This window comes from Thiorhodovibrio litoralis (genome assembly GCF_033954455.1).
GTDB lineage: Bacteria > Pseudomonadota > Gammaproteobacteria > Chromatiales > Chromatiaceae > Thiorhodovibrio > Thiorhodovibrio litoralis.
Map to the genome: position 1 here is coordinate 5,071,203 of NZ_CP121473.1, position 15,016 is coordinate 5,086,218.

A 15,016-nucleotide genomic window follows, 5' to 3' on the forward strand; every position below is an offset into this window, starting at 1 on the left:
GATACTACAGCTTGCCGGCGCGGGACATCGGCGAGCAGCCGCCTCGCCCGAGTCTCGCGCCGACGCGCTGGGCCTCAGCCCAAATCCGCCTTGGGCAGATTCCAGACCTCTGGGGAGTTAAACAGCCGATTGAGCAGCAGTTCGCGCTGCATCTCGAGCTCGCGCGGCATGTGATCGCCAAAGCGCGCGAACAGTTCTTCCTGATCATGGCCTTCCTGGCGGCCGATTTCCTGGTCGACGCGCATGATGGTGTCGAATTTCTCCTCGCTGAAGTCGATTCCGGTCCAATTCAGAGCCTCATACGGCGGCAGTAACCCGTAAGGGCTTTCAACCGCAGGTGCGCGGCCCTCGCAGCGCTCGACGATCCATTCCAGCACGCGCATGTTGTCGCCAAAGCCCGGCCAGACGAAATGGCCGTGGTCATCCTTGCGGAACCAGTTGACGCGGAAGATGGGCGGCGGCGTAGCGACCTTTTTCCGCCCGATGCGCAGCCAGTGCTTCCAGTACTCGGCCATGTTGTAGCCGCAAAACGGCAACATGGCCATGGGATCTCGGCGCATCGACTTCTGCGCCACGGCCGCGGCCGTCGCCTCGGAGCCCATGGTGGCGGCCAGATAGACGCCGTGCTCCCAGCTGAAGCTCTGGAACACCAGCGGGAAGTTCTTGCTGACACGCCCGCCGAACAGAAACGCGCTGATGGGCACACCGGCCGGATTCTCCCACTCGGGATCGACCGACGGGCACTGGGACGCCGGCGCCGTGAAGCGCGAGTTGGGATGCGCGGCCGGTCGGTCGCTATTCGGCGTCCAGTCGTTGCCCTGCCAGTCAATCAGATGCGCAGGCGGCTCCTTGGTCAGCCCTTCCCACCAGACATCGCCATCGTCGGTCAGCGCGGTGTTGGTGAAAATGGCATTTTCCTTCAGCGACGCCAGCGCATTGGGATTGGAGCTCTCATTGGTCCCTGGCGCGACGCCAAAGTAACCATATTCCGGATTGATCCCATAGAAGCGCCCATCCTCTGGATTCGGCTTGATCCAGGCGATGTCATCACCGACCGTCGTCACCTTCCAGCCCTCGAAACCCGCGGGCGGAATCAGCATCGCGAAGTTGGTCTTGCCGCAAGCGCTCGGGAAGGCAGCGGCGACATAGTGCTTTCTCTTTTCAGGCGACTCAACACCGAGAATCAGCATGTGCTCGGCGAGCCAGCCCTCGTCTCGCGCCATCACCGAGGCAATGCGCAGCGCGAAGCATTTTTTGCCAAGCAGCGCATTGCCGCCATAGCCGCTGCCAAAAGACCAGATTTCCCGTGTCTCGGGGAAATGGACGATGTATTTGTTGTCGATGTTCGCCTCACAGGGCCAGGGCACATCGTCCTGGCCGGGCTCGAGCGGCGCACCAACACTGTGCACGCAAGGGACGAAATCACCGTCCTCGCCCAGGGTGTCGAGCACCGCCTGCCCCATCCGCGTCATGATGCGCTGATTGGCGACAACATAGGGTGAGTCGGTAATCTCGATGCCGATGTGCGCAATCGGCGAGCCAATCGGCCCCATGCTGAACGGGATGATGTAAAGGGTGCGCCCGCGCATGCAGCCGGAGTAACGCTCCTTGAGCTCGGCGCGCATCGCTTTGGGGTCCATCCAGTTATTGGTCGGGCCGGCGTCTTCCTCGCGCTCGGAGCAGATAAAGGTGCGATTCTCCACCCGGGCGACGTCACTCGGATGCGAACGCGCGAGAAAACTATTGGGGCGCTTCTCCGGGTTCAGGCGGATGAAGGTTCCGCTCTCGACGCATTGATCGCAAATGCGCTTGTATTCCTCTTCCGAGCCGTCGCACCAGTGAATGCGCTGCGGCGTGGTCAATTCCGCGATTTCATCCACCCAGGCCAGCAGCCGGGCATTTCGGGTCCTGCTTGCACCATCGTGAGTCATGGTCATGCGAATAAGGCTCCTATTTCTAGTGAATTTTGTTGGGTCGAGAAAACGTCCTAACTTTGGTGGTCAATGTTTTGCGATATCGAGCATGCAAAAACATCTCGGCATGCTGGTTTCCCAATACCGAAACGGCATGAGACTTCAGCTTGTTTTGGGCCGGGTGATAGTCACGGGGGACGCCGTGAATACTTCCCTGTAGGCTTCCCAGCGGCGTCCTGCCGCTGGAGACCCCCGTGCCGATCACCCGACCCAAAACCGAAAGCGCATTTGTGATCGCTATAACTCCAGGCGTCTGGCTGTAAATCCAAGTCACGCAATTGTCGAGCCAGAACGACCGGCCTTCATGGCATCGCTGCGTTGTCGGATGAAAGACAGACATGCCAACCTGGCAACTGCTTTAGCGCGACCGGGCTGGACCTCGCGGGCCTCGCGTCTGGTGCCTGTTGTTACCGGCTCCGCCCGGGGCTTTCACGCGACCTCCAGTGCGCGAACCGGGTCGCGCACCTGCCGGCGCACTTTCTCGCCCACCCCCGGGGCCCCGCGCCCGTGGCGGTCGGGGTGCTGGCAAGCCAGCGAGTTGCAGCAGGCCGGTTTCCTCCTCCTCGGTCAGCTCCCGCCATTCGCGCGGGCGCGGTCGGGCGCCGAGGATCACATTGCCGAAACGCACGCGCTTTAAGCGACTCACGGTGCAGCCGGCCGCTTCCCACAGGCGTCGCACCTCACGATTGCGCCCCTCGCACAGCACCACATGGAACCATTGATTCTGACCACTGCCGCCGGAAGGCACAATATCCTCAAACCGGGCCTCACCATCCTCGAGCTGCACCCCATGGGTCAAGCGGTGTAGCACGGAATCATCCACCGGCCCCTGCACCCGCACGGCATATTCGCGCTCCACGGCGCGCGAAGGGTGCATCAGCGCATTGGCCAGATCGCCGTCGTTGGTCAGCAGGAGCAGCCCGGCGGTGTTAATATCCAGCCGCCCGATGGCAATCCAGCGCCCGTCGCGAATCCCGGGCAGATGCTGAAAAATGGTGGTACGCCCTTCCGGATCGCGTCGCGTCACCACCTCGCCCTCCGGCTTGTGGTAGGCGATGATGCGCCGGCGTTTTAATTCCTCGCGGGCCAGGCGAACGGGCTTCCCATCGACCGTCACCTTATCGCTGCGCACCACCCGATCGCCAAGCTGCGCCTGATGCCCGTTGACGCGCACCCGCCCAGCCACGATCCATTCCTCCAGCCGCCGGCGCGAGCCCAGACCCAATTCCGCCAGCGCCTTCTGCAAACGCACGCCTTGCGGATGACCGCTTTCCTCGCTGCTCATGGTATTTCCTCATCGCCTTCAGGCGGACTGACTTCCGGCGCGTCCTCTTCAGGCCCGGGCGGCGCGAGTTCGGCCAGCGTTGGATGATCGCGCAGCAACTCGGCCGGGTCGCGCAGATCAGCGAGCGGCGGCAGTTCGTTCAGTGACTTCAGGCCAAAGTAATCCAGAAAGGACTTGGTGGTGGTGTAGAGCGCCGGGCGCCCGGGAACATCGCGATGCCCGACCACTCTCACCCATTCGCGCTCAAGCAAGGTCTTGATAATCTGGGTGCTGACAGAAACCCCGCGAATGTCCTCGATCTCCCCGCGGGTGATCGGCTGGCGGTAGGCGACCAGCGCCAGGGTCTCAAGCAGCGCACGGGAGTATCGCGCTGGCTTTTCGTCCCACAGCCGCGCCACGCGCGGGGCGACCTCGGCACGCACCTGGATGCGATAGCCGCCGGCAACCTGCATGACTTCAATGCCGCGCCCGGCATAGTCTTGCTCGAGCCCATCGAGCGCTGCGGCCACGGCCTCGCGCGGGGGCTGCTCGTCCTCCTCATAGAGCGACAGCAGACGCTCAATACTAAGCGGCCCGCCGGCCGCCAGCAGCGCGCCCTCCACCACTTGTTTGAGCTCGGGCGGCGGCATCGTCAGGCGACCGTCGGTTCGTTCGCCGCGTCGCGCACGCGCACATGAATGGAGGCGAAGGGATCGGCCTGCACCAACTCCAGCACCGAGGTTTTGATCAGCTCGAGGATCGCGAGAAAGGTCACCACCACCCCGGGGCGCCCTTCGGTGGCGTCGAACAGCTCGACAAAGGGCGTGAATCCGCGATCTTGCAGCCGCTCCAGCACAATGGTCATGCGCTCGCGCAGGGACAGGGACTCCTGCGATACCCGATGCGCGGCCGACAGGTCCGCGCGCTCAAGCACGGCTCGCAGCGCGAGCAGAATATCTGCTAAGTCCACCTGCGGGGGAATACGGCGCAGATAGCCCGTCGGCACTTCGATCTGGGTCTGCACCCAATCGCGCTCCATCCGCGGCAGTTCGTCGAGCTTGCGCGCGGCCTGTTGAAAACGCTCGTACTCCAACAGACGCCGCACCAACTCGGCGCGCGGGTCGTCGGCGTCTTGATCTTCTGATTCCGGGCGCGGCAGCAACATGCGCGACTTAATCTCGCACAGGAGCGCGGCCATCACCAGATACTCGGCCGCCAGGTCCAGGCGCATCTCTTTCATCAGCTCGACATAATCCATGTATTGCCGAGTGATGTCGGCAATCGGAATGTCGAGAATGTCCAGGTTTTGGCGCCGAATCAGATAGAGCAGCAGGTCGAGCGGTCCCTCGAAGGTCTCGAGAAACACCTCAAGGGCATCCGGTGGGATGAACAAATCCTGCGGCCAATCGACGAAAGGCTGGCCCCGCACCAGGGCGTGCAATGCATCCCTTTCGGCCTCGCCCACCGGCAAGGCATCCACCACCAGATCTGGTGGCGGTCCGGCGGCGGGAACGGGCGCGGTTTGCGTGCTCAGTGTCATGGAATGGGAGTTGGCTTTGCCGAACGCGAGAAGTCAGCGGGCTGAGATCACAGTATCCCCGTCAGCCGCGTTGCGAGAGATTCCAAGGAGTTGAAAACTCTTGGCTACCCCTGCGCAAGGGACATGGCATGGCGCACCTCGGCCATAGTCTCGCGCGCCACATCGCGGGCGTGATCACAGCCGTCGTTCAGAATTGAGCGCACCAGCTCGGGCTGCTGTTCGAGTTCACGCGCTTGGGCTTGAATGGGCTCGAGCTCGGCGAGCACGGCATCGATGATCGGGCGCTTGCACTCGATGCAGCCGATGCTGGCCGCGCGACACCCCTCCTGCACCCAGGCGCGGCGCTCGTCGTCGGAATAGACCTGATGGAACTGCCACACCGGGCAGACATCCGGATCGCCCGGATCGGTGCGGCGCACGCGCTTCGGGTCAGTCGGCATGGTGCGCAATTTCTTTTCGATCTCCGCCGGGTCATCGCGCAGGCCAATGGTATTGCCATAGGACTTGGACATCTTCTGCCCGTCGAGCCCGGGCATTTTCGCGGCCTTGGTCAGCAGCGGCTTGGGCTCAGGCAGAATCACCCGGCCGCCTCCTTCGAGATAGCCGAACAGTCGCTCGCGATCGCCCAAGGTCAGGTTGGCCTGGGTCTCGAGCAAGGCACGGGCGACCTCAAGCGCCTGTTGATCGCCCTGCTCCTGATAATTGCGTCGCAGGTCGCGAAACAGGCGCGCGTTTTTCTTGCCCATTTTGCGCACGGCCAGTTCGGCCTGCTCCTCGAAATCCGGCTCGCGCCCATAGATGTGATTGAAGCGGCGGGCAATCTCGCGTGTCATCTCGACATGGGCGACCTGATCCTCGCCGACCGGCACCATGCCGGCGCGGTACATCAGAATGTCCGCGCTCTGCAGCAGCGGATAGCCGAGAAAGCCGTAGGTCGCCAGGTCTTTCTCTTTGAGCTTTTCCTGCTGGTCCTTATAGGTTGGCACCCGTTCCAACCACCCGAGCGGCGTGATCATCGACAGCAACAGATGCAACTCGGCATGCTCAGGCACCCGCGACTGCACAAACAGGGTCGCGGAACCGGCGTTGATGCCGGCCGCCAGCCAGTCGATCACCATTTCCCAGCTGGCCTTGGGGATGTTCCCAGGCTGCTCGTAGTCGGTGGTCAAGGCATGCCAGTCAGCGACGAAGAAAAAGCACTCATACTCATGCTGCAGTTCGATCCAATTCTTGAGCACGCCGTGATAGTGCCCCAGATGCAGTCGACCGGTCGGGCGCATGCCCGAGAGCACGCGCGCATGCGCAGCGGATACCGAAGACAATGTCGCTATACCTCGCAGAAGTTCTTAGGGCAGATCAAAAGCAGTGATCAGATCAGAAATAATCAGATCGGAATAATCAGATCGGAAAAAGCTCGCGCACGATATCGGCACCGGGCATCAGCGACAGCACCGCCGACACCATCGGGAACAGGATCAGACCGAGCGCGCCAGTGAAGAGCATCACGATCAGAATGATCAGACCGAAGGGCTCGAGTCGGCTGAAATAGTAGGACAAGCGCGGCGGCAGCGCGGCGTTCAGCACCCGCCCGCCATCGAGGGGCAAAAGCGGAAACAGATTTAGCACCATCAGCACCAGATTGATCAGCACACCAGCCGCGCCCATGTAGATCAGCGGCAGCGCCACCCAGTCCGAGACCGGCAACAACAGGGAGCCAAGCTTGATCGTCAGCCCCCAGGCCAGCGCCATCAGCAAATTGGCCGTTGGACCTGCCGCGGCCACCAGCGCCATGTCCAGGCGCGGCTGGCGCAGGTTACGCCAGTTGACCGGCACCGGCTTGGCCCAGCCAAACAGGAATGGCGCCCCGCCAAGCGATGAGAGCAGGAAAATCCCCAAGGGCACCGCAATGGTGCCGACCGGATCGATATGCTTGATCGGATTGAAGGTGACCCGCCCCAACATCAAGGCGGTTTTGTCACCGCGCCGGCTGGCCACCCAACCGTGCGCCGCCTCATGCACCGTGATGGCAAACAGCATCGGCAGCGCGAGGATGGCGATCAGGGGAATCAGTTGCTTGAGTATATCCATTGGAAAATTCTAAGGAGTCGGCCGATAAGCCGGGTTCTGTCGTGGACAATCATTCATCTGGGACAGACGTCACCGTCTGCCTCGTGCGACCTACCCGGGAGCCCATGCGGGCCGCATGGCGCGGCCCCGTCGGATGGGGCCGCCCGCTCCTCTATTTGGTCTTGCTCCGGGTGGGGTTTACCCTGCCACCCCTGTTACCAGGGGCGCGGTGCGCTCTTACCGCACCATTTCACCCTTACCGCCCGCCGGCCAGCGAGCTGGCAGCGGGGTTGGCGGTGTCTTTTCTGTGGCACTTTCCGTAGGCTCGCGCCCCCCAGGCGTTACCTGGCACCCTGCCCTACGGAGCCCGGACTTTCCTCCCTCCAGCGCCTTGCGAACAAGGCCCGAACAGCGATTGTCTGGCCGACTCCTGCTGCAGTCTAACCACCCTCGCCCTGGGCGCCAAGCGGCGTGTCGGGGCTGCGGCCGATTCTATGATGCTCAAGCTGACAGGACTGCTGTTTGTACCAGGCCCAGCGCCGGCGTCCGGCGGCCAGCACCTCGGGCGTTTGATCGATGAGTTCGCAGACCCGCTGAAAGCGCGCAAAGAACTCCGGTACATCCAGCGCCAGGTTGAGCAGCACCTGATGCTCCTGCGCCGGCTGGCCATCCGGGCTGATCAGCACCGGCGTCAATTCGACATCCACTTCACCGACCAATCCGTGCGGCAGAAAACTGCCCTCGCGAAAGGTCCAGAGCAAGCGGTCAAGTGCCCGCGCCTGGGCGGCATCCGGACAATGCACCAAGGCGCGCAGCCCCTGGGCGCGTATTTTCTCAATCAGCTGACAAGCGAACTGAAAGCGGTCACCGCGACCAGCCTCCAAGGTGTAGAAATCGATACGCGTCATCGCATTGCCGTTGGTGTCATGCCCGCATGACGGCTCGCTTGCGCTACTGCGCCAAGCCAGCCCGGCGCATCAGATACTCGAGCAGCAGCGGCACCGGCCGGCCAGTCGCGCCTTTTTCCTTGCCGGTCACCCAGGCGGTGCCGGCGATGTCCAGATGCGCCCAGGTATATTTTTTGGTGAACTTGGCCAAAAATGCCGCTGCGGTAATGGCGCCGCCATCGCGTCCGCCCACATTTGCCATGTCGGCGAAATTGCTGTCGAGCTGACTGTCGTAGTCCTTCCATAACGGCAGGCGCCACAGCCGATCGCCGGCGGCATTCCCTGCGGCCAGCAGCGCTTCGGCCAGCGGCTCGTCATCGGTGAAAAGTCCCGAGGGGTGGCGGCCCAGCGCGACGATCACGGCGCCTGTCAGGGTCGCCATGTCGATTACCACCTCGGGCTCGAAACGCTCGCAGTAGGTCAGCGCATCGCACAGGATGAGCCGCCCCTCGGCGTCGGTGTTCAAAATCTCGATGGTTTGGCCAGACATGCTGGTGACGATATCGCCCGGCTTGTTAGCGGCGCCATCGGGTAAATTCTCTGACGTTGGTACCACGCCAATGACGTTGAGTGGCAACTTGAGATCGCGTACCGCCTGCATGGCGCCGATCACCGCCGCACCGCCGCACATGTCGTATTTCATCTCGTCCATGTCAGCGGCCGATTTGATGGAAATACCACCAGCGTCGAAGGTGAGCCCTTTGCCCACCAGCACCACCGGGCGCTCACCCTTGGCTGCGCCATGATGCTGCATCACGATCAACTTCGCCGGCTCGCGGCTGCCGCGCGACACCGACAGCAGCGCGCCCATGCCAATCTCAGCCATTGCTGATTCGTCAAGCACCTCGACGCTAAAATCCTCACCGCCCTCAGCCAGGCTGCTAGCCTGCTCGGCCAGATAGCTCGGCGTGCAGATGTTGCCAGGCAGGTTGCCGAGCTCGCGCGCCAAACTGGCACCGGCGGCAATGGCTCCGGCATGCGCCGCAGCCTGCTCCGCCGCGGCCAGATCACTGCTTGTCTCGGCAGCGGGCGCTGAACCCGACGCGGAAAGCTGTTCGGACCCAGCCCAGAGCCCCAGGGATGCAAGCGGAGCTTTGGCGTTGGGCTTCTTGGCTTTGGTGCGCTCATAGCGATAAGCGCTCTGCGCCGCGGAGTGCGCGAGCGCGCGCTGGCGCTGGTAGGGAGTCATATCCGCCACCGGCACCTCGGCCAGCGCGCAGGTGACTTCAGTCAAGCCAAGCTCGGCACAGCGCGCGAACACGGCCTTGAGCACCTTATCAAGCACGCGGCGGTCGAGTTCCTCTGCCTTGCCGCAACCGGCGAGCATGACGCGCTCCGCCGCCACACCCGGCACCTGGTAGAGCATCAGCGTCTGCCCGGCATCGCCGTCGAGATCGCCGCATGCGAGCAGTTTACCCAAGTGCCCGCCGCTGGCATCATCAATACTCTGCGCTGCGGCGGAAAGCTTGCGCTGCTCAAAAACCCCGAGGATCAGGCAAGCCGTCTCGAGTGCTGCTAACTCGCCCGTTTTGACTGAGAAATCCATGCATCCTCCAAAACATGCTGTTTGTCGCCCGGCCCGGTTAAACACTGGCAGCGCCAGTGACAGACCAATCAACATTTAGTCTAACGGATTCGCGCCCGCGCCATGAAGATTCTCGACCGTTACCTCGCCATGGCCGTCATCACCGGCACCCTGATCACGCTGGCCGCATTGCTGCCATTGCTCGGTATTTTCATCCTTGCCGACGAGATGGACGACATGGGCACCAATGCGTATGGATTCTCTTCGGCCTTGATGTACGTGACCCTGAGCCTCCCGCGCTATGCCTATCAGCTGTTCCCAATCGCCACTCTGATCGGCGCCCTGGTCGGTCTCGGGCTGCTGGCCAGCCGCTCGGAGTTGGTTGCCATGCGCGCGGCAGGCGTCTCTATCGCCCGCATTGTGCAGGGCGCCATGGCGGGCGGCGTGGCCCTGGCCATCGCCGCCCTGGTGGTTGGCGAAGGCGTGGCACCGCTGACTGACCAGCATGCTCTGGCATTGCGTTCGAACGCCCAGAGCGAGCAGGACCTGCAAATCACCGAGCATGGCTTCTGGGCGCGCGATGACAACTCCTTCGTTAACGTGCAGCAGGTGCTGCCGGATGCGCGCTTGCAGGATATTTTTATCTTCGAGCTTGAAGACAACCGGCTGATCGCCACCACCCACGCACAAGAAGCCCATTACGAAAACGACAAATGGATTCTGAACGGCATCGCTCGCAGTCATATCGACAATGACAGCGTCCGCACGGAGTACCTTGAGCAGGACAGCTGGCGCTCACTGATAGACCCGGCGCTACTGAAAGTGATCGTCGTCGAACCCCGTTCCCTTCCCATTTGGGGCTTGTGGCGCTACCTGCGTTTTCTCGATAGAAGCGAGCAGGACAGTGGCCCTTACCAGGTCGCCTTCTGGGGCAAGCTGGTTCATCCCCTTCTGGTGCTCGCCATGATCTTCGTCTCCATCCCCGTGCTACTGGGATCGGCGCGCAGCACCGGACTGGGCATGAAAATCTTCGCCGGCATCCTGATCGGCATCGCCTTCTATCTGGTCAACCGGACTTTCACCTACCTGGCACTGCTCTATGGCCTCAACCCGGCCCTGGCCGCGTTTTTCCCGCCAGCACTGTTCGTGCTGACTGCGCTCTGGATACTGCGTCGGGTTGGGTAGCCATTCATGCCAAATGTAGACCACGCCTCATTGTGTCCACTCTCGGTTTGAAAGTGTGTGAATTTTGTCCGCGCCTCACCGGGCCATCATTGTCTACCCGATGTCGCGCGAGCAGCCGACCTTGCCGGCTCAGTGGGACCGCAGCCAATCGCGCATGGCGTCATTCACACGTGTCTGCCAGCCGTCGCCCGTCGCGCGCAAGCCTTCCAGCACATCGGCGTCGAAACGGACGGTTGCAAACACCTTAGTCGGTGCTTTCTGTGCATCGCGCGTGCGCCGACGCTCGGCCAGGGCAGATTTCACAGCATGGTAGCCGCCGCCAGGAACGAAAACAGCGTCTTGCCAATCTTCCGGCTGTGTCGGCGGGCTATCTGGATCAAATGCAACCTCCTCGGGCGCCGCATCGATCATTGCCTGAATTTCTTCAGGGCTGAAGGTTTTGGAAGAAGTTTCGGGTTTCACGCTTGTCACCATAACGCAATGAAATGATGTGTGGTCCGGTCTCCCGGTCCGTCCAGACCATCACAACCACGCGCGTGCCGAGCAAACCAAGGGTTTTCCAACGCGGTTCGCCATAGCGCTCGCGGGTGTCCTCTACGGTAAAGACCGGGCCATCGAAGACCGCCACTCCATCGGACAAGTCCAATCCATGCTTGGACAAATTGCCGCAGCGCTTCTTCTCGTCCCAGGTTGTCATAATTAAACTGTATTAGCGGAAACCTATTCGGTCAAATCAGCGCTGAAACAGGTCGAGTCGCCGTGTGCACGCATGGTCGCACAAGCCTGTCGCGCCTTCCCGAGGGGGCCAGGATTAACAAAATTTCATGCGCTCGCCAGTGTCCGTTAAGCCGCCAAGGTTGAGAATGTTTTGCATGCTGGAGCCCAGGGGGCTTCGGCGGGTGTGAACTCAAACCAGTTGCTCGCTGATGATGCGGGCGGGAGTAATGGCGATGCAGACGTCGAAAAGAATCTTGCTGACCGGTGTTCTGGCCCTTTCCGTCGCTGGTGGTGCGGTCGGTCAGTTGCTGGCTGCAACTAACCCTGACAGCAAAAGCACGCAATCCTCGCAAGGAGCTCAGGACGCCGCCAGAGTGTCAGAGCATGGGATGACCGCCATGAGCGACATCCAGCTCGCGCGCTTGGCGATTAACGATGGCTACACGGACCAAGCCGGTGAGTTGCTCACTAAGGCGCGCACGCTCTTGGATCAGGTCGAGGAAGAAAATCCGCCTGTAACAGTCAGCACGGAGGTCAAGGTTGGCGATGAGCCGGCGCAGAAGCAGTCAGTAACGGGCAAGCCCAACATGATCCCGATTCTGAGCGAAATCGGCGTCATTGAGGCCGTCGTTGCGGAAAAGACCGGGGCTGATCCTGCGTCAACGAAGGGAAACGCAAAGCAAACGGACGCTGCAAAAACCGACAAAAGCGCAGCGGATCAGTCGGCGTCAGACAGCTCCAGCGTGAGCAAGGCGCAGCAGTCTGCAGCAATAGCCGAGGCGAAAACACAATTGCAACAAGGCGATGCGAAGGCCGCGGTCGAAACCCTGAAGCCGGTTGAGCTAGCACTGGTGGCGCGGGTCGTAACCATGCCTTTGAAGGAAACCAGCAAGCATTTGGACGAGGCCAGGGATCAGCTCGAGCAGTCGAAATTCCACGAGGCCAATCTCTCATTGAAAGCCATTGAGGATGGGCTGGTCGTGGCGACCAAGTCCGTGATCGAGCCGGTCGCTGCCATGACTCCCGATGGAAAAGCCGGAAATGACGGCAAAAGCGGGACCTGAGGCACACCACCGGGTCAAGAGACCCTTGAGATTGGGTCACTGCTGATCTTGACCACACTCCACGGGCGTCGGAAAAACCCAGGCGGTTTTTCGACGCCGGTCATCAAGAACAAGCCGCATCTTTGGATGCGGCTTTTTTCAATCCGTGCCCCAGGGTGCGAACGAAGAATCCGCGCCATTGGCCTAACGGTCATGCAGGGGTAGCGGCACCCCGGAAAATGAAAGATGCTAAGGGGGAGCCCGGGCAGCGAGGTCGGTCAACTATTTGGCGACTTGATCCTGATTCCTAACGTGACCCGCCGCCGCTGCTCCGAACCCCGGAATGCATCGCCACAGAGCGCACGGTAAAGAGGTCCAGGCGCACACCGCCTGAGAGGGATGTCGGTGGCGGCCTGCGCGGGCTCCCTGTCGTCAGTGTAATCGTTGGGGAGCGCGCATGGAACTGACACCGATCTTTAACAGCGTTGTGGCGTTGGATATTCATCATGCGAAGATCACCGCCTGTGCGTTGATTGCGGACGCCGATGGTGAGGTACGGGTTGAGTTGAAGGAGTTTGGCGGGTTCAAACGTGAGCGCCGCGCCCTGGCCGAGTGGGTGGCCTCCTTCGCGCCCGAGGTGGTGGTCATGGAAAGCACCGGCATCTACTGGAAGAGCCCCTATGCGGCCCTGGAACGGGTGGGCATAGCCGCCTTGGTGGTCAATGCCCGTCATGTCAAACAGGTGCCTGGGCGCAAGACCGACATCGCCGATGCGCAATGGTTGGCGATCCTCGCGCGCAGCGGGCTGCTCACGGGCAGCTTCGTGCCGCCGCAGAATCTGCGCGAACTGCGCTTGGTCTCGCGCCAGATGCAGAAATTCACCGGCATTCTGGCCGGGGAGAAGAACCGCTTGCACAAGGTGCTCACTGACGGGGGCATTCGCCTCTCGGCGGTGGTCAGTGACATCCACGGCACCTCGGCGCGGGCGATGATCAAGGGGCTGTTGGCCGGGGAGACGCCACAACAGGTCTTGAGCTACGCAAGCAAGCGGCTGAAGGCCACGCAAGAGGAATTGCTCGATGCGCTCGATGGGGAACTCAGCGACACCCATCGGTTTGTTCTACGGGAGATTCTCACCCACATCGAAGAGCTCGAAGCGCGCATCGAGGTGTTTCGACACCACTTGCTCAGCGCTCTGCAGCCCCATGAGTCGCTGCTGCATGCCTTGCAGACCATTCCCGGGCTCGACGCGCCCGGCGCGGCCATGCTGTTGGTGGAAATCGGCACCGACATGGACGCGTTCGGCTCTCCCGAGAAGCTCGCCGCCTGGGCGGGTGTTTGTCCAGGCAACAACGAATCGGCCGGCAAGCGCAAGAGCGCACGCGCGCGCAAGGGCAATCCCTATGTCCGACGGATTCTCTGCGAGGCCGCCCATGCGGCCAGCCGCACCCGCTGTGCGTTGGCTGAGAAGTTCAAAGTCTTGCTCGTTCGTCGTGGGCGAAAACGGGCGATCTTCGCGCTGGCCCACAAAATTTTGAAAATCGTCTTCGTGTTGATCCACCGTGGCGATTATTACCGGGATGCCACGGTCAACTACGAAGCCATCAGCGTTGAACGCAACGCACCGCGTTGGATTCGGATGCTCAGGAAGTACCACTACATTCCAGCCTGAGCCGCCGCGACAATCCGTTTTTTTCAGGCCGCCAAGCGGTCAGGGGGTGGTTTGCCTCAAGCTACCTGCATCTTTCACGGTAAAGCGCAGGTCCTGGATGTATTGGCACCGCCGTCAGACAAATAACCGACTAAACTCAAACCTGAGGTGCCGACGCCGATTGTGATGATCATCCTTGGGGGTCAGTCAACAGCGCCACTCCTCGCGGGCTAGACTGAACACAAAATTGCGCTGCCACTCATGACAGTCAATCAAGATTGTCCCTCAAACATGGGCAGCGATCACACAACGGAGCACCGCATGTATAAGCAACACCCTATTCTGACGCATCATCTTGCCTCGGTTTGCCTGACCACCCTCTTTGCCCTGTCCGCCTCGCCGGTGTATAGCGAGGAAGGCGCCCATTGGGGCTACGAGGGCGAAGTGGGGCCAACGCATTGGGGGGAGCTGAGCCCTGAATGGCTCATGTGTGGCCAAGGCCGTAACCAATCTCCCATCGACATCCAGGGGGCACTTGATGCGGATTTAGCGCCCGTTGGCTGGCATTATTCTGAGAAAACCAATGACGAGATTGTCAATAACGGACACACAATCCAAATCAGCTACAAACCCGATAACTGGATCCTTGCCAACGGACACGACTATCAACTGAGGCAATTTCATTTTCACTCGCCGAGCGAAAACCACATTGCCGGCCGGGAGTTTCCGCTTGAAGCGCACTTGGTCCATACAGACGCTGCTGGCAATATCGCCGTAGTTGCCGTCATGTTCGAAGAGGGGGCAGCCAACCCCCTGCTCGAAGATGCATGGCAGCTCATGCCGGAGGAACCGGGCACCCATACCCCACTGCCAGCACGGCCATCCGCCGCTGGTCTGCTGCCCAAAGAGCGGGACTATTTCCGTTTCAACGGCTCCCTCACCACACCACCTTGCAGCGAGGGAGTGTTATGGATTGTGATGAAGCAGCCCGTCACCGCGAGTGGTGATCAGATTGCTCGTTTCGCAAGCGTGATGGGACATCCGAACAACAGGCCGCTGCAGCCGATCTACTCACGCGCTGTTCTTCAGTGAGGTGACAACGGG

At 61.4% G+C, this 15,016-nt stretch carries 14 protein-coding genes and 1 other RNA gene; 4 read left to right on the forward strand and 11 right to left on the reverse strand.

The window, feature by feature from the left end; translation table 11 throughout:
* Nucleotides 1-74: 74 nt before the first annotated feature.
* The 9 genes from Thiosp_RS22955 to Thiosp_RS22995 form a co-directional block, all read right to left on the reverse strand.
* On the reverse strand, nucleotides 75-1,937 hold the full coding sequence (locus Thiosp_RS22955; RefSeq protein WP_201064902.1) for a phosphoenolpyruvate carboxykinase (GTP): 1,863 nt from the start codon (nucleotides 1,935-1,937) through the stop codon (nucleotides 75-77).
* Nucleotides 1,938-2,331: 394 nt separating this feature from the next.
* Entirely contained in the window at nucleotides 2,332-3,258 is a 927-nt protein-coding gene (locus Thiosp_RS22960; RefSeq protein ID WP_201064904.1) for a pseudouridine synthase, read from the reverse strand.
* Nucleotides 3,255-3,887: an SMC-Scp complex subunit ScpB gene (gene scpB, locus Thiosp_RS22965; RefSeq protein WP_201064915.1), complete on the reverse strand. Its 633-nt coding sequence runs from the start codon at nucleotides 3,885-3,887 to the stop codon at nucleotides 3,255-3,257. Before scpB ends, Thiosp_RS22960 begins: the two co-directional genes overlap by 4 nt.
* Nucleotides 3,888-3,889: 2 nt before the next feature.
* The gene (locus Thiosp_RS22970; RefSeq protein WP_201064918.1) at nucleotides 3,890-4,777 is read right to left on the reverse strand and encodes a segregation and condensation protein A; all 888 of its coding nucleotides are present in this window, start codon (nucleotides 4,775-4,777) and stop codon (nucleotides 3,890-3,892) included.
* A gap of 104 nt (nucleotides 4,778-4,881) precedes the next feature.
* Nucleotides 4,882-6,099 carry a tryptophan--tRNA ligase gene (locus Thiosp_RS22975; RefSeq protein ID WP_201064921.1) on the reverse strand — a complete coding sequence of 406 codons (1,218 nt, stop codon included), beginning with the start codon at nucleotides 6,097-6,099 and terminating at the stop codon, nucleotides 4,882-4,884.
* 76 nt (nucleotides 6,100-6,175) lie between these two features.
* On the reverse strand, nucleotides 6,176-6,865 hold the full coding sequence (locus Thiosp_RS22980) for a site-2 protease family protein (RefSeq protein ID WP_201064923.1): 690 nt from the start codon (nucleotides 6,863-6,865) through the stop codon (nucleotides 6,176-6,178).
* A gap of 9 nt (nucleotides 6,866-6,874) precedes the next feature.
* An RNA gene (gene rnpB / locus Thiosp_RS22985) (RNase P RNA component class A) lies at nucleotides 6,875-7,275 on the reverse strand.
* Between the two features lie 9 nt (nucleotides 7,276-7,284).
* The gene (locus Thiosp_RS22990; RefSeq protein ID WP_201064926.1) at nucleotides 7,285-7,752 is read right to left on the reverse strand and encodes a DNA polymerase III subunit chi; all 468 of its coding nucleotides are present in this window, start codon (nucleotides 7,750-7,752) and stop codon (nucleotides 7,285-7,287) included.
* A gap of 43 nt (nucleotides 7,753-7,795) precedes the next feature.
* Nucleotides 7,796-9,337 carry a leucyl aminopeptidase gene (locus Thiosp_RS22995; protein WP_201064929.1) on the reverse strand — a complete coding sequence of 514 codons (1,542 nt, stop codon included), beginning with the start codon at nucleotides 9,335-9,337 and terminating at the stop codon, nucleotides 7,796-7,798.
* A gap of 102 nt (nucleotides 9,338-9,439) precedes the next feature.
* On the opposite strand from Thiosp_RS22995, the gene lptG reads away from it, so the two are divergent.
* The gene (lptG, locus tag Thiosp_RS23000; RefSeq protein ID WP_201064932.1) at nucleotides 9,440-10,501 is read left to right on the forward strand and encodes an LPS export ABC transporter permease LptG; all 1,062 of its coding nucleotides are present in this window, start codon (nucleotides 9,440-9,442) and stop codon (nucleotides 10,499-10,501) included.
* A gap of 129 nt (nucleotides 10,502-10,630) precedes the next feature.
* Here the strand turns inward: lptG and Thiosp_RS23005 are convergent, their stop codons facing one another.
* Together Thiosp_RS23005 and Thiosp_RS23010 are read right to left on the reverse strand one after the other, a co-directional pair.
* On the reverse strand, nucleotides 10,631-10,912 hold the full coding sequence (locus tag Thiosp_RS23005; RefSeq protein ID WP_207188014.1) for a BrnA antitoxin family protein: 282 nt from the start codon (nucleotides 10,910-10,912) through the stop codon (nucleotides 10,631-10,633).
* A 13-nt stretch (nucleotides 10,913-10,925) separates the two neighbouring features.
* A complete protein-coding gene (locus Thiosp_RS23010; RefSeq protein ID WP_201064946.1) occupies nucleotides 10,926-11,198 on the reverse strand; it encodes a BrnT family toxin in 273 nt (90 codons plus the stop codon).
* A 253-nt stretch (nucleotides 11,199-11,451) separates the two neighbouring features.
* Between Thiosp_RS23010 and Thiosp_RS23015 the strand changes: the two genes are divergently transcribed.
* The 3 genes from Thiosp_RS23015 to Thiosp_RS23025 all read left to right on the forward strand — a co-directional run bounded on the left by Thiosp_RS23015 (nucleotide 11,452) and on the right by Thiosp_RS23025 (nucleotide 15,004).
* Entirely contained in the window at nucleotides 11,452-12,282 is an 831-nt protein-coding gene (locus Thiosp_RS23015) for a YfdX family protein (RefSeq protein ID WP_201064948.1), read from the forward strand.
* A 436-nt stretch (nucleotides 12,283-12,718) separates the two neighbouring features.
* Nucleotides 12,719-13,933 (forward strand): IS110 family RNA-guided transposase, encoded by a 1,215-nt coding sequence (locus tag Thiosp_RS23020; RefSeq protein ID WP_201063256.1) that lies wholly within the window; start codon nucleotides 12,719-12,721, stop codon nucleotides 13,931-13,933.
* Nucleotides 13,934-14,233: 300 nt separating this feature from the next.
* A complete protein-coding gene (locus tag Thiosp_RS23025) occupies nucleotides 14,234-15,004 on the forward strand; it encodes a carbonic anhydrase (protein ID WP_201068273.1) in 771 nt (256 codons plus the stop codon).
* Nucleotides 15,005-15,016: the final 12 nt, after the last annotated feature.